Genomic DNA, 19,511 nt, shown 5'->3' with positions numbered 1-19,511 from the left:
CTTCGCCATATCGATTACACCACGATGTTAACCAGCTTGCCCGGCACCACGATGACCTTCTTCGGCGTGCCTTCGATGAACTTCTGCACGCTTTCCTCGGCCAGCGCCGCCGCTTCGATGGCAGCCTTGTCGGCGGCCTTCGGCACCTTGACCGCACCGCGCAGCTTGCCGTTCACCTGGATCATCAGTTCGATCTCGGACTGCTCCAGCGCGGCCGGATCGACCTGCGGCCACGGTGCATCCAGGATGTCGCCGGCATAGCCCAGCTCCTGCCACAGCACGTGGGTGATGTGCGGCGCCACCGGGTTCAAGAGGCGCAGGAAGATCGCATAGCCTTCGGCCAGCACGGCCGGCTCCGCGCCCTCGGCCGCTTCCAGCGTGTTCAGCATCTTCATGCAGGCCGACACCACGGTGTTGTACTGGATGCGCTTGATGTCGTAGTCGGCCTGCTGCAGCACCTTGTGCAGTTCGCGGCGCAGCGTCTTGCCCTCGTCGGTGGACGCGGCGGCGGCCAGCGGCGAACCGGCGGCGCGGATCGCGTCGCGCTGGGCATAGCCGAAGTTCCACACGCGCTTCAGGTAGCGGTTGGCGCCTTCCACGCCGGAACCGGACCATTCCAGCGTCTGTTCGGGAGGCGCGGCGAACATGGTGAACAGGCGCGCGGTGTCGGCGCCGTACTGCTCGATCTGCACCTGCGGGTCGATGCCATTGTTCTTCGACTTGGACATCTTCTCGATGCCGCCCAGCTTGACCGGCTGGCCGTCCGCCTTCAGGATGGCCGACACGGGGCGGCCGCGGTCGTCCGTGGTCAGGTCCACGTCGTCCGGGTTGAACCAGGTCTTCTTGCCGGATGCGTCTTCGCGGTAATAGGTTTCGTTCAGCACCATGCCCTGGGTCAGCAGGTTGACGAAAGGCTCGTCGAACTTGACCAGGCCGAAGTCGCGCATCACCTTGGTCCAGAAGCGCGCATACAGCAGGTGCAGCACGGCGTGCTCGATGCCGCCGATGTACTGGTCCATCGGCATCCAGTAATCGTTGCGCTGGTCGATCATCGCGTCGTTCGAACCGGGCGAGGTATAGCGCATGTAGTACCAGCACGAGTCGACGAAGGTGTCCATCGTGTCGGTCTCGCGGCGCGCCGGCTTGCCGCACTGCGGGCAGTCGCACTTGAGGAAGGCTTCATGCTTGTTCAGCGGGTTGCCCGTGCCATCGGGCACGCAGTCTTCCGGCAGCACCACCGGCAAGTCCTTTTCCGGCACCGGCACGGCGCCGCAGGCATCGCAGTGGATCATCGGGATCGGCGTGCCCCAGTAGCGCTGGCGCGAGATGCCCCAGTCGCGCAGGCGGAAGGTGGTCTTCTTCTCGCCCAGGCCCTTGGCGGCCAGGTCGGCGGCAATCGCTTCCAGCGCCTCGGTGTAGCGCAGGCCGTCGTACTTGCCGGAGTTGGCGACCACCGACACGGACTTGTCGCCATACCATTCCTGCCACGCGTCGGTGGAGTAGCTCTGGCCTTCGGCGGTGATCACCTGCTTGATCGGCAGATGGTATTTCTTGGCGAAGGCGAAGTCGCGCTCGTCGTGCGCCGGTACGCCCATCACGGCGCCGTCGCCATAGGTCATCAGCACATAGTTGCCGACCCAGACTTCGACCTGCTCGCCGGTCAGCGGATGGGTGACGAACAGGCCGGTCGGCATGCCCTTCTTTTCCATCGTCGCCATGTCCGCTTCGATCACGGAACCCATCTTGCACTCGGCGATGAAGGCTTGCAGCTCAGGCTTGTCCTTGGCGGCGTGGGTGGCCAGCGGGTGCTCGGCGGCCACCGCGCAGAAGGTCACGCCCATGATGGTGTCGGGACGGGTGGTGAACACATACAGCTTGCCGTCGTTGATCAGCTGGCCATCGTCGCCCTTGATATTGTGCGGGAAGGCGAAGCGCACGCCGGTGCTCTTGCCGATCCAGTTCGACTGCATGATGCGCACGCGCTCCGGCCAACCGGGCAGCTTGTGGTCCACGTAGTCCAGCAGCTCTTCGGCGTAGTCGGTGATGCGCACGTAGTACATCGGGATTTCGCGCTTTTCGATCAGCGCGCCGGAACGCCAGCCGCGGCCATCGACCACCTGCTCGTTGGCCAGCACGGTCTGGTCCACCGGATCCCAGTTCACGGTGCCCGTCTTCAGGTAGATGATGCCCTTTTCCAGCATCTTCAGGAACATCCACTGGTTCCATTTGTAGTACTCGGGCTTGCAGGCGGCCATCTCGCGCGACCAGTCGATCGCCAGGCCCATCGACTCCATCTGCTCCTTCATGTGGGCGATGTTCGAATACGTCCACTGCGCCGGCGGCACCTTGTTCGCCATCGCCGCATTCTCGGCCGGCATGCCGAAGGCGTCCCAGCCCATCGGCATCAGCACGTTGTAGCCGTTCATGCGCAGGTAGCGGTACATCACGTCATTGATCGTATAGTTGCGCACGTGACCCATGTGCAGCTTACCGGACGGGTAAGGCAGCATCGAGCAGGCGTAATACTTGCCTTTTGGGAAACGCGGGGTCGTTTTCGACGGCTTTGTAGGCGTCGATCGCCTTCCAGTGGGCTTGGGCGGCTTTTTCGACGTCTGCGGGACTATATTTTTCTTGCATGATGTAGCGCACAATGAGTGATATGAACCGATCATTATACGCAATGCCTTGGTGCGCCGCGACATGATGCGCTACAGCGAATATCCGCCCGGCCCGGCGCTGGCCGGCCTGGTGGCCTGCTTCTGGACTTCGTCCGTGCTGCCGCCTGCCGCCCGGGCCGCGTTTTCCCACCGTGTACTGCCCGATAACTGCGTCGACATCCTCTGGCAGGATACCGGCGCAGCCTTCGCCGTCGGCATGATGAGCCGCTTTATCGATGTGCCGTCCGCCGGACCAGTGCGCACGGCCGCCGTGCGCTTCCTTCCCGGCGCCGCCAGCCTCTTCCTCGGCCCCTGCCTGCCCGCCCTGGCCGACGCCCGCGCCGACCTCGACCAGCTCTGGCCCCGCACCGACGCCGAGCGCCTCGGCGACGCGCTCTGGTCCGCCGACCTCGACGACCGCGCCCGGCTTGGCCTGATCGAGTCCGCCCTGCTGGCCCGCCTCGCCCTCGCGCCCGGCGCCGGCGCCGGCCTGGCACGGCAGGCAGTCGCCGCCATCGAGTCCTCCGGTGGCGCCCTGCGCGTCGAAGCCCTCGCCGACACCCTTGGCGTCTCGCGCCAGCATCTCTCCGCCCGGTTCCGCGAGCAAGTCGGCCTCTCGCCCAAACTCTTCGCCCGCATCACCCGCTTCCGCCACGCCACTGCCGCCGCCCGCGCCCCGTCCGCATCGCCCGCCGCCGGGCCGGCCGCGCCCGACTGGGCCGACCTCGCCCTCGCCTGCGGCTACTTCGACCAATCCCACCTCATCCGCGACTTCCACGACTTCGCCGGCGCCGCCCCCGACGCCTGGCTCGCCTCCCGCTAAGGAAATAGGGTATCGGTGTCTCGCGCACCCCTGTATTGGAAATCTTCTGAAATCGCCCTCTGAAATCTTCTGAAAACCTCTGAAATCCTCTGAAATTACAAATTGCGGCCACTCAGGGAACTCTGTCAGGGATTTCAGATCAAATCAGAAGATTTCAGAGGTTTTCAGAGGAGATTTCAGAATGTTTCCAATACTGACCCTGGCGATAACCCCATCCACCATGCTCGACCTGCTCAACTTTGCCGCCGCCAGCGGCTCGCCGGACCGCGCAGCCGAGCTTGCCGATCAGGCAATACGCGAGTGGCTTGCCGCCGCGCGCACGCCCGCGCCGCCAGCCCACCGGCCGCGCGGCTACCAGTGGAAAAGCCTGTTCCTTCCCGAGGGAACGCAGCTGCGCGTCTGGAGCCGCGAAGACGGCAGCCGCTACGCCGAAGTGCATGGCGACGAGATCATTCACGACGGCAGGCCGCTCTCGCCCAACCAGTTCGTCAGCATGATGGATGGCATCCCGCGCAACGCCTGGACCGAAATCTCCTTGCTTTTGCCCGGCGAAACCGCCTGGAAGCCCGCCCACGTCCGCCGCGACGAGCTGCGCCGGGCCGAGCGCGCCCTGCACAATCCCGCGCCTCCCGCCTCCCCCTCCGCGCCGTCTGCGCCCGTCGCCCCGGCAGCCGCCGCCGGCATGCCGCCAACACCGCCACGCGAAGCGCCGCGCGCGCATCTGGCTGGCGGCCGGGCAACGCCCGAGCAGCCCCACCGCCTGCCGCGAATCCCCCCAATCGACACCCAGGCAAGAATCCTGGCCGCAAACGGCCAAACTAGCCACTGGTGGCCGGGCGGCCCCGAGCGCCGGGTAGATGCGCGGCGCGCCGAAGACGCCTTCCTCGACTAGGTTTCCATTTTTCCAATCCAGCCGCCCGCCAGCATGGCAAGATGCGCATCATCCAATAACCAGAGGAGAACGACCATGATCAAAGGCCTGCGCACCGCCATCTACCCCTGCCCCGACCTGGAGGCCGGCAAAGCCTGGTACGCCAGGGTATTCCAGAAGGAGCCCTACTTCGACCAACCCTTCTACGTCGGTTTCGAAATCGGCGGCTTCGAGCTGGGGCTGCTGCCGGACGGGACGCCCGGCAAGACCGGCACCCAGGTCTACTGGGGCGTGGAAAACATCGCAGAAGAAGTCCAGCGCGTGCTCGCATTGGGAGCAAGTACTCACTCAGAAATCCAGGACGTGGGCGAAGGCATCAAGGTTGCCGAGCTGGCCGACCCGTTCGGCAACGTGCTGGGACTGATCGAAAACGCCCATTTCGACCCATCCAAAGTCCGCTGACCCGCAGCGGCTGCCGCGGCGGCGCAGGGGCGCTTGTGATACCATGCGCCCCTCCCCCCACCAACCGTTCCACACCATGGGCAAGCGCGACAACAAATCCATCCTGATCAAGAGTCCCGGCCAGGTCGAATCCGCGCGCGCGGCCGGGCAACTGGCGGCCGATGTGCTGACCATGATCGGCGAATACGTCAAGCCCGGCGTGAGCACCGAGCAGCTGGACAAGATCTGCTACGACTACATCACCCAGGTGCAGAACGTCATCCCGGCCAACGTCGGCTATGCCGGCTTCACCAAGACCATCTGCACCTCGGTCAACGAAGTGATCTGCCACGGCATCCCCAGCCCGAAGAAGATCCTGAAGGATGGCGACATCATCAACATCGACGTCGCCGTGATCAAGGATGGCTGGTTCGGCGACACCAGCCGCATGTACTACGTCGGCAATCCCTCGAAAGCCGCGCGCAAGCTGGTGGAAGTAACGTATGACGCGATGTGGGCCGGCATCCGCGCCGTGAAACCCGGCGCCACCCTGGGCGATGTGGGGCACGCCATCCAGTCGCTGGCCGAAGCGGCCGGCTTCAGCGTCGTGCGCGACTACTGCGGCCACGGCATCGGCATGGTCTACCACGAGGATTTGCAGGTGCTGCACTACGGCCGTCCCGGCACGGGCATGGTGCTGCAGCCGGGCATGGTGTTCACCATCGAGCCCATGATCAACGCCGGCAAGCACCAGACCCGCGCCCTGCCCGACGGCTGGACCGTCGTCACCGCCGACCGGACCTGGTCGGCGCAATGGGAGCATATGGTCACCGTAACAGAGACCGGCTTCGACGTCCTGACCCTGGCCCCCGGCGAAAAACCCTGAAGCAAAATCAAGTGTCAGGCACGATGCGCCTGACACTAGCTTTACGCCTCTGGTTTACTTCAAGGTCAGCTTCAGCGCAGGCTTCTCGCCATAATCCTCATAGCGCTCATTGATCCCGCCGACGCAGTACGTAATCTCCTCCAGCAGATCCGCCGGCATCTTCGCCGAATCGGTGATCACAATCTCCAGCACCTCATTCCCCTTCAGCCGGAACTTCGTCATATTCTCCTCATCGCGCAGATACGACAGGCAATCGACCCACGCATCGATCGAATTCGAATAAAACTCCGGGAAGCCGAACGCCTCGCGACTCTGGGAATGGAAATCGTCGGCGCTGGCGATTGCAGCGCCGTTCAGGGTGGCGGTAGCCATGGTTACTTGTCCTTCTTGGGGTCGGTGACGAAGCCGATCTTCGCCAGGCCGTGGGTCTGGGCGGCGGCCATCACCTGCGCCACGACCTCGTAGCGCGTATCCTTGTCAGCGCGCAGCTGCAGCTCCGGCTGCGGCTGGCGGGCGGCGGCTACGGCCAGGCGCTCGTCGAGCTCCGCAGCCTTCAGCGCCTCATTATTCCAGAACACCGTGCCGGTCGCATCGATCGACACGGACAGCGTATCAGGCTGCTGCGGCGACGCGGCCGCCTGCGCCTTCGGCAAATCCAGCTTCACGGCATTGGTGAACATCGGCGCGCTGATGATGAAGATCACCAGCAGGCACAGCATCACATCGACCATCGGCGTGACATTGATGTCCGCCATGGACTCCTTCTGCCGGTGGTGGTTGAAGGCGCCGAAAGCCATCTCAGACGCCTGCGCCGTCGCGCGTCAGGTAAGCGTGCAGGTCATGCGCAAAGGCGTCGAGCTCGCTCAGGGTCAGGCGGTTGATGCGGTTGAAGCCGTTATAGGCCAGCACCGCGGGCACCGCCACCAAGAGGCCGATGCCCGTCATGATCAGCGCCTCGCCCACCGGACCGGCCACCTTGTCGATCTGCACCGTGCCGGAGGCCGACACGGCCGCCAGCGCATGGTAAATGCCCCATACCGTGCCCATCAGCCCGACGAAGGGCGCGGTGGACGCGACCGACGCCAGCAGGGTCAGCCCGCTCTCCAGCCGCGTGGTCGAGACGTGGATCGCATCGCGCAGCACGCGTGTCAGTTGCTCGCCGCGCCCCATCTCGCCCGCCAGCGTGGCCCGGCCCACCACGTGCACGCCGGCCGCGCCCGCTTCTGCCAGCGCCGCATAAATGCCTTCCGGATCGCCCGAGCTCACGGTCGCCACGCCATCGTTCAGCGTCGGCGCATCCCAGAAAGCTTGCACCACGCCCTTGCTGCGGCGCACGCGCCAGGAGGCCCAGCCCTTGGCCAGGATGAAATACCAGCTCAGCAGCGACATCGCCAGCAGCAGGTAGGCGACGGCGTGGCCGACGGCGTCCGTGCGCTCCCAGAAGCTGGCAAAGCTGAAATGCTCCATCAGCCGTTCAGGCCCAGCACGTCATACATATCGAACAGGCCGGTCGGCTTGTCCGCCAGGAAGCGTGCCGCGCGCAGCGAACCGTGCGCATAGGTCACGCGCGACGATGACTTGTGGCTGATCTCGATGCGCTCGCCATCGCCGGCAAACAGCACCGTGTGGTCGCCCACGATATCGCCGCCGCGCACGGTGGCAAAGCCGATCGAGGACGGATCGCGTTCGCCGGTGACGCCCTCGCGCGCATACACGGCGCAATCCTTCAGGTCGCGCCCCAGCGCGCCGGCGATCACCTCGCCCATCTTCAGCGCGGTGCCGGACGGCGCATCGACCTTGTGGCGGTGGTGCGCCTCGATGATTTCAATGTCATAGCCCGTGTTCAGGCTTTTCGCCGCGAATTCCAGCAGCTTCAGCGTCACGTTCACGCCCACGCTCATATTCGGCGCGAACACGATGGCGGTCTTCTCGGCCGCCTTGCGGATCGCTTCCTTGCCGGCTTCGTCGAAGCCGGTGGTGCCGATCACCATCTTGATGCCATGCTCGGCGCAGTAAGCCAGGTGCTGCAGCGTGCCTTCCGGACGGGTGAAGTCAATCAGGAATTGCGCATCCTTCAGGCCCTCGGCCAGCCCGGCCGACACGGCCACGCCGGCCGGCTGGCCGGTGAAGGCCGCCGCGTCGTGGCCGATATTGGCGCCGCCCGCGCGGTCCAGTGCGCCAGCCAGCTGGCAGTCCGGCGCGGCCTGCACGGCCTCGATCAGCATGCGGCCCATGCGGCCGCCGGCGCCGGCGATTGCGATATTCAGAGTACTCATTGCTGTCCTTATTTTGCGGTGCCCGTGTCCTGGCCGGACGGCAGCGGCGCGCGCTGCGGCTGGCCCTGCGCCTCGGCGGCCGCCTTCTCGGCCTTCTGGAAGGCCTTGATCGGGCCGGCGATGCGGGCGATGTATTCCTGTTCGGTCGGCAGGTTGCCGCCTTCGAAGCGCTCCACCTTGCCATCCTTGTCGAAGTAGACGACCACGGCGCTGGTGGTCAGCTCGCCATTGCCCTTGGCCAGGCGGAACGGGTAATCCCAGCGGTCGCCGTGAAAGACATCGGCCATCAGCGGCGTGCCCAGCAGGAACTTGACCTGGTCCTTGGTCATGCCCACTTTCAACTGGGCCATCATTTCCTGCGACACGAAATTGCCCTGCTGGATGTCCGGACGGTAGGGCGAGAAGAACCACATGAACTTCTGCAGCTGGGTAACGGTGGTGGTCTGGGCGCCCTGGGAGGCCACCACCGGCGCGGTCGGCGCCGCCTGTTTGCTGGCGCAGCCAGCGAGGATCATGGCCGCCAGCAGCGGGGCCGAGCGTTTCATACGGTGCAACAAAATAGTCGGCAAAGCCGGGGTGACGCGCATAAGTGACCTCAAATCCAATTGAGCAGAAGTGCCAAAACGCTATATCATAAAGCACTCCAGCCACATACGATACCAAACATGAGTAACAGCCCCACCGACCTGAAGGCCTCGGGCCTGAAGGCCACCCTGCCACGCCTGAAGATTCTCGACATTTTCCAGAGCAGTCCGGTGCGCCACCTGACGGCGGAAGACGTCTATAAACAGCTGCTGGCCGAGAACATGGACGTGGGCCTGGCCACCGTCTACCGGGTGCTGACCCAGTTCGAGCAGGCCGGCCTGCTCAACCGCAACCACTTCGAGAGCGGCAAGGCGATCTTCGAGCTGAACGAAGGCTCGCACCACGACCACCTGGTCTGCCTGGACTGCGGCCGCGTGGAAGAGTTTGTCGACGAAGAAATCGAGAAGCGCCAGCAAATGATCGCCCAGGAGCGCGGCTTCAAGATCGCCGAGCACGCGCTGGCCATGTACGGCAACTGCACCAAAGTGAACTGCCCGCACCGCCATTAACACCCACGGCCCAAAGCAGGTGTCAGGCACGACGTGCCTGACACCAGGGTCACGCCCTGGGTTCTAATGCTGGCTCAGCGCATTCGACAACAGCCGCGACGTAATATCCACAATCGGAATCACCCGCTCGTAGGCCATGCGGGTCGGCCCGATCACCCCCAGCGTCCCCACGATCTTGCCGTTGGCCTCATACGGCGCGGTGACCACGCTCATCTCATCCATCGGCACCAGGTTCGACTCCCCGCCGATAAAGATCTGCACGCCCGACGCCTTGGACGACACATCCAGCAGCTGCATCAGGCCCGTCTTCTGCTCGAACAGATCGAACATCTGGCGCAGCGACGTCATATTCGACGACAAGTCCGACACCGACAGCAGATTGCGTTCGCCCGCGATCACCATATCCTCGGCATTCTCCGCCATGGCCGCGCTGCCCGCCTCCACCGCCGCCTGCATCAGGCGCCCCATATCGTCGCGCAGCTGGCGCAGCTCCACCTGCAGGCGGTTGCGCACCTCGTCGAACGCCAGCCCTGAATAATGCTGGTTGATGAAATTGGCCGACTGCTGCAGCTGGGCCGGCGTGTAATCGACATCGGTCAGCAGCATGCGATTCTGCACATCGCCGGACGGCGACACGATCACCAGCAGGATGCGCTTCTCGCCCAGGCGCAGGAACTCGATCTGGTGGAACACCGACTCATGGCGCGGCGTCAGCACCACGCCGGCGAACTGGGTCAGCGAGGACAGCATCTGCGCCGCATTGGCGATCAGCTTCTGCGGCGGCTGGGCCGACGCCAGGCGCGTCTCGACGGCGCTTTCGTCGATGTGCTGCACCGTCAGCAGCGTATCGACAGAAGATGCGGTAGCCGCGCGGCGTCGGAATGCGTCCGGCCGAGGTATGGGGGCTGGCGACATAGCCGAGCTCCTCCAGGTCCGCCATGATATTGCGGATGGTGGCCGGGGACAGCTCCAGCCCTGAAATCCTGGACAGGGCGCGCGAGCCGACGGGCTGGCCGTCGGCGATATAGCGCTCGACCAGGGCTTTCAGCAGGGTTTGGGCACGGTTATCGAGTTGCATACTTTCATCATGAAGCGCTGATACACCATCTATTCTGCCAACTGTTCTTCCAGCCACGCAAGAAGTTCCTCGAAACTGCTGCAGATGGCGTCCGGTTTCACGCCAGCCTCCAGGTGCGCCGCGCTGCCCGTGCGATTCAGCCACACGGCGCGCAGCCCGGCGCGCTGGGCGCCCTCCACATCCAGTTTCAAATCATCGCCGACATACACCGCGTCCCACGGCGCCACATGCAGCGCGTGGCAGGCCGCCAGGAAAATGCCTGGATCGGGCTTGGCCTTGCCGAAATCACCGGCCGCCAGCGATACCTTGAAATGGTGGGCAAGACCGATGACTTCAAGGTCGGCATTGCCATTACTGATGGTACCCAGCACCACCTGGTGTTTCAGTTTCAGCAGGCCCGGCAGCACATCGTCATAGGGCGTGACAGCATTCCTTGCAGCAAAGAAGTGCTGCATCGCCCCCTCGACCCCGGCCGCATCCTCGCCCGCATGGGCGAACACCGCCTCCAGGCTGGCGCGGCGCAGCTTGCCCAGGTCCACGTGCAACTCCGGCCGGGCCGCCGCCAGCTCCATGCGGTGCGCGCGCATCTGCTCGATGGAAAACTGGCGCGCCACTTCGGGCGCATGCTCGCTCAGCCACGCGTGCAGGCTCAGCTCCGCCTCCGCAATGACCGGCGCAATAGGCCACAACGTATCATCCAGGTCAAAAAGTATCGCTTTCGGCTTCATCCCCCATTGTCGCACACCTAAATTCGGGGTCAGCACTGTCATTCGGACACGGCCTCAGCCGCCAGCCCGGCCGCATGGTAGATTAGCGCCTTGCTTTTATTGCACCGGAGATAACGCAATGCCCATCCTGTCCCGCGCCGCAGCCCTGCTGTCGGCCGCCCTCCTCGCCGGCTGCGCCACGCCGCCCGCGGCACCGCCGCCGCTGTCGGCCTATATTGTGCTGGGCGAGCAGGGCGCGGCCGTGGCGCGCGTGCTGACGACTGCGTCCTCCTGCCCCGCCCTGCTGGTGGACGGCCGCGAGCAGCCGATGCGCCAGCGCGCGCCCGCCGAAACCGTGGAACAGCGCCCCACCTCCTCCGCTCCGGCCGACTCCAAGCCCAGCGCCTTCCCCGTGCTGACCTGCGAAGCGACGCTGCCCGCCGGCGCCCGCAGCGCCAGCGTCGCCGGCCAGGCGCTGCCGGTGCCGCGCGCCGAGCCGCGCCGCATCGTCGTCATTGGCGACACCGGTTGCCGCCTGAAGAAATCGGACAAGCGCTATCAGGCCTGCAACGACCCGCAAGCGACGCCCTTCGCCACCATTGCCGCCGCCGCGGCGCGCTGGCAACCCGACCTCGTGATCCACGTCGGCGACTACCATTACCGCGAGAACCCCTGCCCCGAAGGCAATGCAGGCTGCGCCGGCTCGCCCTGGGGCTATGGCTGGGATACCTGGCGCGAAGACTTCTTCCGTCCCGCCGCCCCGCTGCTGGCCGCCGCGCCCTGGGTCATGGTGCGCGGCAACCATGAAAGCTGCAGCCGCGCCGGACAGGGCTGGTGGCGCTTCCTCGATCCGCGCCCCCTCGTGCCCGGCCGCGACTGCAATGCCGCCGCCAACGATATGCAAGGCAACTACAGCGATCCCTACGCCGTGCCGCTCGGCGGCGACTCGCAGTTGCTGGTGCTGGACACCGCCGCCACCACCTGGCGCGGCCTGCAGCCCGGCCAGCCCGGCTGGGACCAGTACCGCGCCAACTACCGCCGGCTGGACGAACTGTCGCAACAGGCGCGCTGGAACCTGGGCCTGAACCACCACCCCATCCTCGGCTTCGGCGCCGATGTCGACAAGCACGGCCAGCGCTACCTGCAGCTGGGCGACGCCGGCCTGCAGCAAAGTTTCGGCTCGCTGAACCCGATGCTGCTGCCGGCCGGCGTGCAAGCCATGCTGTCCGGCCATGTGCACCTGTGGCAGCAGGTCAGCTACCGCAGCGCCCATCCCAGCCAGTTCGTGACCGGCTTTTCCGGTACCGACGAAGACACCACGCCGCTGCCGGACGATGTCTCGCCAATCCAGCCCGCGCCGGGCGCCGTAATCGACCACTTCAGCAGCTGGGTCGGCGGATTCGGCTTCATGACGCTGGAGCGCGGCGCGCAGCCGGGCGAATGGCAGGCCGTCGTCCACGACCGCAACGGCAAGGAAATCAACCACTGCCGGCTGGCCGGACGCGCGTCCCGGTGCGAGCTCACACGGGTGCCCTAAAAATTGTTACAAGGTGAAATGGGTGGCATGCTTGCCAAATGGACTAAAATAGCTGCCGATTCCGCATGGCGGCCCAGCAATTCGTATTGGAGAGATGAATGAATAGTAAGTACCTGCGTTCCAGCCTGGCGCTGTTGAGCGCTGCCGTTCTGGCTGCCTGCGGCGGCGGTAATGGCAATATCGCGCTGGGCGTCACGGTGTCGGGCCTGTCCAAGGATGGCCTGGTCCTCCAGAACGGCAACGATACCGTCACCGTCAACACCGGCGGCGGCGTCGTGTATTTCCCGACTCTGCTGAACACCGACCAGAACTTCAGCATCACGCTGAAGACCATCCCGGAAAACGTCCAGTGCACGCTGAACAACGGCTCCGGCCGCATCAACTACTTCACGCAGCTGCAGGCGACCGTGTCCTGCTTCAACACCCCGTATGACCTGGGCGGCACCGCGACCGGCCTGACCTCGGGCGTGCTGGTGCTGGCCAACGGCTCGGCCACCGTCTCGCTGCCGGCCGGCACCACCAACTGGAAATTCCCGACCCAGGTATCGAATGGCGCGCTGTACGGCATTTCGGTGCTGAACCAGCCGGCCGGCCTGACCTGCACCGTGGCCAACGGCAGCGGCACCATGCCGACCGCCAACGTGACCACTGTGGCTGTGACCTGCCGTCCCGCCGCGTAAGCGCATCAATTTGGAGAACACATGAAAGCAAAGTATGTAGGAATGGGCGCTGCGCTGGCGGCGGCTCTGGTGCTGTCCGCCTGCGGCGGCAAGGCAAGCTTCACCATTTCCGGCACGGTGACCACGTCGGGCGGCACGCCGATCGCCAACAACGGCCTGGTGCTGCAGAACGGCAGCGACACCGTGGCCGTGCCGCTGGGCCAGACCACCTTCAGCTTCCCGAACACCGTTTCCTACGGCACCGAGTACCTCGTCACGATCAAGACCCAGCCGGATCACATGACCTGCAACGTCTCCAACCCGCACGGCTCGGCCGGCCAGACCACCAGCATCTCGGTGCAGGTGCTGTGCGCGCAGAACACGCACTCGGTGGGCGGCACGATCAGCAACCTGACGCTGGACGGCCTGAGCATCATCAACGGCTCCAGCTCCGGCGCCTACGCCATCTCGAAGGGCGCGACCACCTTCACCTTCCCGGCTGCCATCCCGGTCGGCACCCCGTACGGCCTGACCATCTACACCCAGCCGAAGGAAACCGACACCAACGGCAACGTGACCAAGACCCAGACCTGCACCCTGGTCAACGGCACCGACGTGATGGGCGACGCCGACCGCGCGAACGTCGTGATCACCTGCCAGTGATATTCATTGGAGGAATGACGGGAATTTCAAAAATAAATTGGATAGATATGCGGCACCGCATCATAATCAATCCCGTCTCCTCCACTTCTTTCTAAGAAATGGATTCAGCCCACCCCTCCGGTGGGCTTTTTTTATTTGGGGGTCAGGCACGAAATGCTACATGAGCTCGCCTGAGAAGCGAGCCCATGTAACGTTTCGTGCCTGACCCCTTAGAGGTTGGCGAGGGCGATGTAGGATTCGACGGGGACGGCTTCGGGGCGGTCGGCGGGGTTGATGCCGGCCTGGACCAGCTGCTCTTCGGTGAACATGCCGGCCACGCAGTTGCGGATCACTTTGCGGCGCTGCGAGAAGGCTTTCGCGACCACGGCTTCCAGGCGCGCGGGATCGACCGGCAGCGGGTTGTCGATCGGGATCATGCGCACAATCGCGGAATCCACTTTCGGCGGCGGGTCGAAGGCGTCCGGCGGCACCACGAACAGCAGCGCCATGCGGTAGCGCCATTGCAGCATCACGGACAGGCGTCCGTAAGCCTTGCCGCCCGGCTCGGCCACCATGCGCTCGACCACTTCCTTTTGCAGCATGAAGTGCTGGTCCTGCACCTTGCTCGCAAACTCCGCCAGATGGAACAGCAGCGGAGAGGAGATGTTGTACGGCAGGTTGCCCACCACGCGCAGCTTGCGCCCTTCCGGCACGGGAATCGAGCCGAAATCGAATTTCAGCGCATCGCCCGCGTGGATGGTCAGGCGCTCGCGCGGATAGCGCTTTTCCAGGCGCGTCACCAGGTCGCGGTCCAGTTCCACCACGTGCATGTGCGGCAGCGATTGCAGCAGCAGGTCCGTCATCGCGGCCAGGCCGGGACCGATTTCGACCATCGTATCGCCGTCGCGCGGAGCGATGGAATCGATGATGCCGCCGAGGACGTGCTCGTCCTGCAGGAAGTTCTGGCCGAAGCGTTTGCGGGCTATGTGTTTCATGTGTTCTCTTATTGTTGGGACTTGCGGCTGGCCTCGGCCATGCGCAGCGCGCTGGCGATGGCTTCTTCCATGCTGGCGTAGTCGGCCAGCCCCAGGCCCTGCGCGGCCAGGTCCAGCGCCGTGCCGTGGTCCACGGACGTGCGGATCAGCGGCAGGCCGAGCGTGATGTTGACGCCGCGGCCGAAGGTGGCGTGCTTCAGCACCGGCAAGCCCTGGTCGTGGTACATGGCCAGCACGCAGTCGGCGTCCTGCAGGTATTTGGGCTGGAACAGCGTATCGGCCGGGTACGGGCCGCGGGCGTCGATGCCGCGGGCACGGGCGGCTTCCAGCGCGGGCGTGATGGTGTCGATTTCCTCGCGGCCCAGGTAGCCGTTTTCGCCGGCGTGCGGATTCAGGCCCGTGACGAGGATGCGCGGCGCGGCAATGCCGAATTTAAGGCGCAAATCGCGGTCAATGATGTCCAGGATTTCGGCCAGGCTCTCGCGCGTGATGGCGGACGAGACGTCCTTCAGCGGCAGATGGGTGGTTGCCAGCGCCACGCGCAGCGGCGCGGCGTCCGCAGGGAAGTGCGGCTGGCCCGCCAGCATCATCACCACGCGCGGCGTGCCAGTGCGGTCGGCGAAGTATTCGGTGTGGCCGGAGAACGGCACGCCGGCATCGTTGATGGTGCTCTTTTGCAGCGGCGCGGTGACGACCGCCTCGAACCAGCCGGCGCCCACGCCTTCGATGGCGGCATCCAGCGTGGCCAGCACGGCGCGGCCGTTTTCCTGGTCCAGCACGCCGGGCTTCACGTGCGCGCCCAGCGGAATGTCGATCGCGCACAGCACATTGGGGCCGAAATGCGGCAGCCCGCCATTGCGCACGGCCTGCAGCGACAGGGCGCTGACGCGGATGGCAGGATCGATATCGGCGGCCGTCATGGCCAGGAAGGCAGCGTCGCCAATCAGCACGGCGTTGACGCGCTCGCGCATGGACCAGGCGGCGCGGATGGAAATCTCCGGCCCGATGCCGGCCGGTTCGCCCGTCGTCACGGCGACGACGGGGCGGCGGGATGGCGGCACGGCGGCGCGCCCTGTTTGCTGAGTGGCGCTCACCTGTGCCCTCCTTCGTGTTTACTTGGAATCGTCGCGGAACTCGACGTAGGCGCGGTCGCGCACCTGGCGCTGCCAGTCGTCGATCGCTTCCACCAGCTTGCGTTCGCGCAGGGCGTTGCGGGCCTCGGCGCGCTTCTTCTCTTTCGACACGTCGTCGCTCTTGCGTTCCAGGACTTCGATCAGGTGGTAGCCGAAGCTCGATTCCACCGGCTCGGAAACCTGGCCCGGCTTCAGCGCGTTCATGGCCTGCTCGAATTCCGGCACGGTGTCGCCCGGGTACAGCCAGCCCAGGTCGCCGCCCTTGGCAGCGGAACCGTCGTTCGACACCAGGCGCGCCAGGTCTTCGAACTTGGCGGCCTTGTTATCCAGGCGCTCCTTCAGTTCCAGCAGCTTGCGCTTGGCATCTGCGGCGCTGACGGTCGGCGTGACCTTGATCAGGATGTGGCGGGCGTGCGTCTGCTGCACGGTTTCCGCGGCCTGGGCTTCGGCCACGCTGCGCTTATCCATCAGCTTCAGGATGTGGAAGCCGCCCACGCTGCGCATGATCGGCGTCAGCTGGCCCGGTTTCAGCTTGTTCAGCGCTTCGGCGAACAGCGGCGGCAGGCGGTCGCTCTGGCGCCAGCCCACCACGCCGCCCTGCAGTGCGTCGGTGGCGTCGGAATAGGTGGCGGCCATCTTGGTGAAATCGGCGCCCGTGCGCAGCTGGCGCATCACTTCCTCGGCGCGCTTCTGGCGCTGGGCGATCACGTCCGGCGACGCGTTCTCGGGAATGCGCACCATGATCTGCGAGATATTCAGCTCGAACTGCTCGGCGGCGGCAGCCTTCTCGGCCTGCACGAAGGCGTCCACTTCCGCTTCCGAAATCTGGATCTTGTTGTCCACCTCATGCTCGCGCAGGCGCTGCATGATGATCTCTTCGCGGATCTCCTCGCGGAAGGCCGGGAAGGTGGTGCCCTCTTTCTCCATCGAGTTGCGCAGGTCCTGCACCGTCATCTTCTGCTGTTCGGCGATGCGGCCGATGGCGCGGTCCAGCATCTGGTCGTCCACGCGCACGCCCATTTCCTTGGCCAGCTGCAGCTGGGCGCGTTCCACGATCATGCGCTCCAGGATCTGGCGTTCCAGGTCGGCCTGCTCCGGCAGCTGCACTTTCTGCGACTGCATGCGGCGCACGATGGTCTGCACGCGCTGGTTCAGCTCACGGCGCGTGATCACTTCGTCATTGACGATGACGGCGATGGAGTCGATCGGCGTATTGCTGGACTGGCCGGGCTGGGTGAACCCCTTGGCCGATGCGGCTGCAGCCTGGGGGGCTGCAGCCGGCTGAGCGGCGGCAGCTGGAGCGGCGGCAGCAGGCTTGTCGGCCGGCTTGGCGTCCTGCGCCAGGGCCGGCGTGCCGGCAGCGAGGGCGCACAGCAGGACAACTGCTACTTTGATCGGGTGCATACTGGCATTACGCATATCTGAAACGCTCATGAGTCAGGGGTGGAGAAAACCTAATTAGCGGCGGTAGCCTTCATTCAAACGCTGGTAGCCCGGAATGCTGTTCTTCATCACTTCCAGCGGATTGCCGATGCCGAACTTGGACAAGCCGTTCAGCTCCAGCTGGAAGAAGATCTGGGTCGAAGTCTTGTTGGCCGTCGTCACGAAGCGCTGCGCGCCCATGCGGAACACCCAGCATTCGCAGTTGTATTCCAGGCCAATCAGGGTATCCAGGACTTTATGATCTTTCAACGAATAACTGACGCGGCCCACGCCGAACCAGCGGTCCGAAAGCGGCCACTGGCTGGAGAAGTCCGCATTCTTGAAGCTGTCGCGCAGATACCGGTAGCCGGCGTTGAATACCTTCTTCGGCCCCGGCTGGAACTGCAGCGTCAGATTCGAGCTGACTACCTTGCTGTCGTGCGGATTGTACTGCACTGCGCTGTCGACGGCCCAGGTTTCGGAAATACGGCCGGTGGCGGCGGCCAGGATGTCCGAGCGGCTGTCCTTTTTCTCCGCGTTCGGATCGAGCTGCACGCGCTGGTCGTTCAGGTAGAAGCGCTGGCCGAACGCGAGGCGCAGACGCTCGGCACCATTCGCTTCCAGGAAGCGCGACACCACCGCCGCCGTGATCTGGTTCGCATCGCTGACGCGGTCCGAGCCGACGAAGCGGTTCTCGCTGAAGATCTGCGTGAAGTTGAAGGTCGCTTCAGCGGTGTCGAACAGCGGATTGTCCTGGCGCTTGTACGGCGTGTAGACGTAGAACAGGCGCGGTTCCAGGGTCTGCGTCATGGCGCGGCCGAACAGCTTCGATTCGCGTTCGAACTCCAGGCCCGAATCGACCGAGAAGGTCGGGATGGCGCGCGAGGTCGAGCGCGATTCCGTGCCCTGGTAAGCATCGAGCTGGTAAGCCGCGGCATTCACCATCAGCTTGGGGGTGATGAAATAGCTGGCGCCGATGACCGGGTAGCTCACCTGCGGCACGGCCACCATGCGGTTGCCGTTGATCAGGGTCGGATGCGAGAAGCGCGTCAGCTCCGAATTGAATTCCCAGTCGAAGCCAGCCACGTCATAGCGCGCGGCACGGAAGTTGATCGAGGGCAGGCGGTCATACGGACGCTCCACCGTCAGGCTCGGATTGGTCACCGAGTCCGGGTCCTGCAGCACCTGGTAGCGGTTGGCGCGCGCGGTCAGGCTCCAGTACTCGCCGCGGTAATCGGTGCGCAGCTCGCGCAGCAGCTGGCGTTCCGCCGAGGACGACACTGTCTTCGAAAAGTCGTTCGGATAGTTGTCGTCCGATGCGGCGCGCGCATTCCAGCCGTACGACCATTCCTTGGTCAGCGCCTGCGTGTGCTGGGTGTTGATCTGCCAGCGGTCGGTGCCCGTCTGGCGGTCGTGCGGCAAGTATTCGAAGGACGTCTTGCCTTCGTAGTAATTGCCTTCGTCCGTTTCGCCGATATAGCGGCCCACGGCGCCCAGCTGGATACCGCGGCGCGAGATGATGCGCGGGTACAGCGTCAGGTCGCGATTGGGCGCGATATTGAAATAATACGGCACGGTGATTTCCGCCGCGCCCTTGGAGCCGAAGCCCGGGATCGGCGGCAGCCAGCCGGAGCGGCGCGCACCTGACAGCGAGAACGACAGGCCGGGCGTGCCGATCAGGGGCACGTCCTTGAAGTAGACGATGGTGGTGCCGGCGGTGCCGACGTCGCGCCCCGTGTCGAGATTGAGCGTGCTCGATCTCAGGTACCAGTCCGGATTCGGGCCCTGGCAGGTGGAATACGTGCCGTCGCTGACCAACGCTTCTTCTTCGTTGATGAAATCGATGCGGCGTGCCTTGCCCTGGGCGTTGTTGACCTCCATCTTGTAGGTCGGCTGCAGCATATAGCCCTTGCCCGTTTCCATATTGAGCTTGAGCTCGTCGGCCGTGTAGTAGTCGCCCCAGCGCCACAGGCGTACATTGCCTTTTGCTTCGACTTCGTCTTCGACCTGGCGGAAACAGGCCGTATCGGCCGTCATGCGGGTCTTGTCGTGCACCACTTCCACGTCGCGGTCGAGATTGATCTCGCGCTCGGGACGGCCGCTGATATCCTCGGCGCGCACCGTGGTCACGGCATTCTTGTCTTCCACCCGCGGCGGACGCTTGGCGTGCTGCGTGGTCTGTGCATGGGCACACACCGTCGCGGAGGCGGCGGCGATGGCTGTCAAGGCAAATGCCCAGCGTTGCTTGTTGTTAGGGGCCGAAAACCAGCTCATGTAAGGGACGCGAGTA

Annotated in this window: 18 protein-coding genes and 2 pseudogenes; 8 read left to right on the top strand and 12 right to left on the bottom strand. The window is 64.9% G+C overall.

Going from position 1 to position 19,511, the window contains the following annotated elements:
* Positions 1–14: 14 nt before the first annotated feature.
* Positions 15–2,637, bottom strand: a pseudogene (leuS, locus tag ACHMW6_RS01320) (leucine--tRNA ligase).
* Positions 2,638–2,688: 51 nt separating this feature from the next.
* On the opposite strand from leuS, the gene ACHMW6_RS01315 reads away from it, so the two are divergent.
* From ACHMW6_RS01315 to map, 4 genes are all read left to right on the top strand, one after another.
* On the top strand, positions 2,689–3,480 hold the full coding sequence (locus ACHMW6_RS01315) for a DUF6597 domain-containing transcriptional factor (RefSeq protein ID WP_395408502.1): 792 nt from the start codon (positions 2,689–2,691) through the stop codon (positions 3,478–3,480).
* Between the two features lie 181 nt (positions 3,481–3,661).
* A complete protein-coding gene (locus tag ACHMW6_RS01310) occupies positions 3,662–4,372 on the top strand; it encodes a hypothetical protein (RefSeq protein ID WP_395404901.1) in 711 nt (236 codons plus the stop codon).
* Between the two features lie 75 nt (positions 4,373–4,447).
* Positions 4,448–4,813, top strand: coding sequence for a VOC family protein (locus tag ACHMW6_RS01305; RefSeq protein WP_395404899.1), 366 nt, complete (start codon positions 4,448–4,450; stop codon positions 4,811–4,813).
* 76 nt (positions 4,814–4,889) lie between these two features.
* Positions 4,890–5,678 carry a type I methionyl aminopeptidase gene (gene map / locus ACHMW6_RS01300; RefSeq protein WP_395408501.1) on the top strand — a complete coding sequence of 263 codons (789 nt, stop codon included), beginning with the start codon at positions 4,890–4,892 and terminating at the stop codon, positions 5,676–5,678.
* A 54-nt stretch (positions 5,679–5,732) separates the two neighbouring features.
* On the opposite strand, the gene ACHMW6_RS01295 is transcribed toward map, so the two are convergent.
* From ACHMW6_RS01295 to ACHMW6_RS01275, 5 genes are read right to left on the bottom strand one after another with little or no spacing between them, the layout of a single operon-like run.
* Positions 5,733–6,050, bottom strand: a complete 318-nt coding sequence (locus ACHMW6_RS01295; protein WP_395404897.1) for a barstar family protein — start codon at positions 6,048–6,050, stop codon at positions 5,733–5,735.
* A gap of 2 nt (positions 6,051–6,052) precedes the next feature.
* A complete protein-coding gene (locus ACHMW6_RS01290; protein WP_395404896.1) occupies positions 6,053–6,475 on the bottom strand; it encodes an ExbD/TolR family protein in 423 nt (140 codons plus the stop codon).
* Between the two features lies 1 nt (position 6,476).
* A complete protein-coding gene (locus ACHMW6_RS01285; RefSeq protein ID WP_395404894.1) occupies positions 6,477–7,145 on the bottom strand; it encodes a MotA/TolQ/ExbB proton channel family protein in 669 nt (222 codons plus the stop codon).
* On the bottom strand, positions 7,145–7,954 hold the full coding sequence (dapB, locus tag ACHMW6_RS01280; RefSeq protein ID WP_395404892.1) for a 4-hydroxy-tetrahydrodipicolinate reductase: 810 nt from the start codon (positions 7,952–7,954) through the stop codon (positions 7,145–7,147). The genes ACHMW6_RS01285 and dapB overlap by 1 nt, the downstream gene beginning before the upstream one ends.
* Positions 7,955–7,962: 8 nt before the next feature.
* Entirely contained in the window at positions 7,963–8,499 is a 537-nt protein-coding gene (locus ACHMW6_RS01275; RefSeq protein ID WP_395404890.1) for an outer membrane protein assembly factor BamE, read from the bottom strand.
* A 120-nt stretch (positions 8,500–8,619) separates the two neighbouring features.
* Between ACHMW6_RS01275 and fur the strand changes: the two genes are divergently transcribed.
* Entirely contained in the window at positions 8,620–9,048 is a 429-nt protein-coding gene (fur, locus tag ACHMW6_RS01270) for a ferric iron uptake transcriptional regulator (protein ID WP_395404888.1), read from the top strand.
* A 63-nt stretch (positions 9,049–9,111) separates the two neighbouring features.
* On the opposite strand, the pseudogene hrcA reads toward fur, so the two are convergent.
* Together hrcA and ACHMW6_RS01260 are read right to left on the bottom strand one after the other, a co-directional pair.
* Positions 9,112–10,126: pseudogene (gene hrcA, locus ACHMW6_RS01265) on the bottom strand (heat-inducible transcriptional repressor HrcA).
* A gap of 29 nt (positions 10,127–10,155) precedes the next feature.
* Complete coding sequence (locus ACHMW6_RS01260; protein ID WP_395404886.1) at positions 10,156–10,854, bottom strand: HAD family hydrolase; 699 nt, start codon at positions 10,852–10,854, stop codon at positions 10,156–10,158.
* 118 nt (positions 10,855–10,972) lie between these two features.
* Between ACHMW6_RS01260 and ACHMW6_RS01255 the strand changes: the two genes are divergently transcribed.
* The 3 genes from ACHMW6_RS01255 to ACHMW6_RS01245 all read left to right on the top strand — a co-directional run bounded on the left by ACHMW6_RS01255 (position 10,973) and on the right by ACHMW6_RS01245 (position 13,692).
* Complete coding sequence (locus ACHMW6_RS01255; RefSeq protein WP_395404884.1) at positions 10,973–12,370, top strand: metallophosphoesterase family protein; 1,398 nt, start codon at positions 10,973–10,975, stop codon at positions 12,368–12,370.
* 98 nt (positions 12,371–12,468) lie between these two features.
* A complete protein-coding gene (locus ACHMW6_RS01250; RefSeq protein WP_395404882.1) occupies positions 12,469–13,050 on the top strand; it encodes a hypothetical protein in 582 nt (193 codons plus the stop codon).
* A gap of 21 nt (positions 13,051–13,071) precedes the next feature.
* Entirely contained in the window at positions 13,072–13,692 is a 621-nt protein-coding gene (locus ACHMW6_RS01245) for a hypothetical protein (RefSeq protein ID WP_395404880.1), read from the top strand.
* 209 nt (positions 13,693–13,901) lie between these two features.
* Here ACHMW6_RS01245 and rsmA read toward each other — a convergent pair whose 3' ends face one another.
* The 4 genes from rsmA to ACHMW6_RS01225 are packed head-to-tail and all read right to left on the bottom strand — an operon-like array spanning position 13,902 to position 19,495.
* Positions 13,902–14,666 carry a 16S rRNA (adenine(1518)-N(6)/adenine(1519)-N(6))-dimethyltransferase RsmA gene (gene rsmA, locus ACHMW6_RS01240; RefSeq protein ID WP_395404878.1) on the bottom strand — a complete coding sequence of 255 codons (765 nt, stop codon included), beginning with the start codon at positions 14,664–14,666 and terminating at the stop codon, positions 13,902–13,904.
* An 8-nt stretch (positions 14,667–14,674) separates the two neighbouring features.
* Positions 14,675–15,760, bottom strand: a complete 1,086-nt coding sequence (pdxA, locus tag ACHMW6_RS01235) for a 4-hydroxythreonine-4-phosphate dehydrogenase PdxA (protein ID WP_395404876.1) — start codon at positions 15,758–15,760, stop codon at positions 14,675–14,677.
* Positions 15,761–15,778: 18 nt separating this feature from the next.
* Complete coding sequence (locus ACHMW6_RS01230; protein WP_395404874.1) at positions 15,779–17,218, bottom strand: peptidylprolyl isomerase; 1,440 nt, start codon at positions 17,216–17,218, stop codon at positions 15,779–15,781.
* 39 nt (positions 17,219–17,257) lie between these two features.
* Positions 17,258–19,495, bottom strand: a complete 2,238-nt coding sequence (locus tag ACHMW6_RS01225; RefSeq protein ID WP_395404872.1) for an LPS-assembly protein LptD — start codon at positions 19,493–19,495, stop codon at positions 17,258–17,260.
* Positions 19,496–19,511 lie beyond the last annotated feature (16 nt).

It is taken from the genome of Pseudoduganella sp. UC29_106, assembly GCF_044055365.1.
Classification (GTDB): domain Bacteria; phylum Pseudomonadota; class Gammaproteobacteria; order Burkholderiales; family Burkholderiaceae_D; genus Rugamonas.
This window is presented reverse-complemented; position numbering and strand designations above follow the sequence as displayed.

Coding starts and splice junctions, on each gene's coding strand:
- ACHMW6_RS01310 (WP_395404901.1), top strand. CDS start 3,662: ATGTTTCCAATACTGACCCTGGCGATAACCCCATCCACCATGCTCGAC.
- ACHMW6_RS01305 (WP_395404899.1), top strand. CDS start 4,448: ATGATCAAAGGCCTGCGCACCGCCATCTACCCCTGCCCCGACCTGGAG.
- map (WP_395408501.1), top strand. CDS start 4,890: ATGGGCAAGCGCGACAACAAATCCATCCTGATCAAGAGTCCCGGCCAG.
- ACHMW6_RS01295 (WP_395404897.1), bottom strand. CDS start 6,050: ATGGCTACCGCCACCCTGAACGGCGCTGCAATCGCCAGCGCCGACGAT.
- ACHMW6_RS01290 (WP_395404896.1), bottom strand. CDS start 6,475: ATGGCTTTCGGCGCCTTCAACCACCACCGGCAGAAGGAGTCCATGGCG.
- ACHMW6_RS01285 (WP_395404894.1), bottom strand. CDS start 7,145: ATGGAGCATTTCAGCTTTGCCAGCTTCTGGGAGCGCACGGACGCCGTC.
- dapB (WP_395404892.1), bottom strand. CDS start 7,954: ATGAGTACTCTGAATATCGCAATCGCCGGCGCCGGCGGCCGCATGGGC.
- ACHMW6_RS01275 (WP_395404890.1), bottom strand. CDS start 8,499: ATGAAACGCTCGGCCCCGCTGCTGGCGGCCATGATCCTCGCTGGCTGC.
- fur (WP_395404888.1), top strand. CDS start 8,620: ATGAGTAACAGCCCCACCGACCTGAAGGCCTCGGGCCTGAAGGCCACC.
- ACHMW6_RS01260 (WP_395404886.1), bottom strand. CDS start 10,854: ATGAAGCCGAAAGCGATACTTTTTGACCTGGATGATACGTTGTGGCCT.
- ACHMW6_RS01255 (WP_395404884.1), top strand. CDS start 10,973: ATGCCCATCCTGTCCCGCGCCGCAGCCCTGCTGTCGGCCGCCCTCCTC.
- ACHMW6_RS01250 (WP_395404882.1), top strand. CDS start 12,469: ATGAATAGTAAGTACCTGCGTTCCAGCCTGGCGCTGTTGAGCGCTGCC.
- ACHMW6_RS01245 (WP_395404880.1), top strand. CDS start 13,072: ATGAAAGCAAAGTATGTAGGAATGGGCGCTGCGCTGGCGGCGGCTCTG.
- rsmA (WP_395404878.1), bottom strand. CDS start 14,666: ATGAAACACATAGCCCGCAAACGCTTCGGCCAGAACTTCCTGCAGGAC.
- ACHMW6_RS01230 (WP_395404874.1), bottom strand. CDS start 17,218: ATGCGTAATGCCAGTATGCACCCGATCAAAGTAGCAGTTGTCCTGCTG.
- ACHMW6_RS01225 (WP_395404872.1), bottom strand. CDS start 19,495: ATGAGCTGGTTTTCGGCCCCTAACAACAAGCAACGCTGGGCATTTGCC.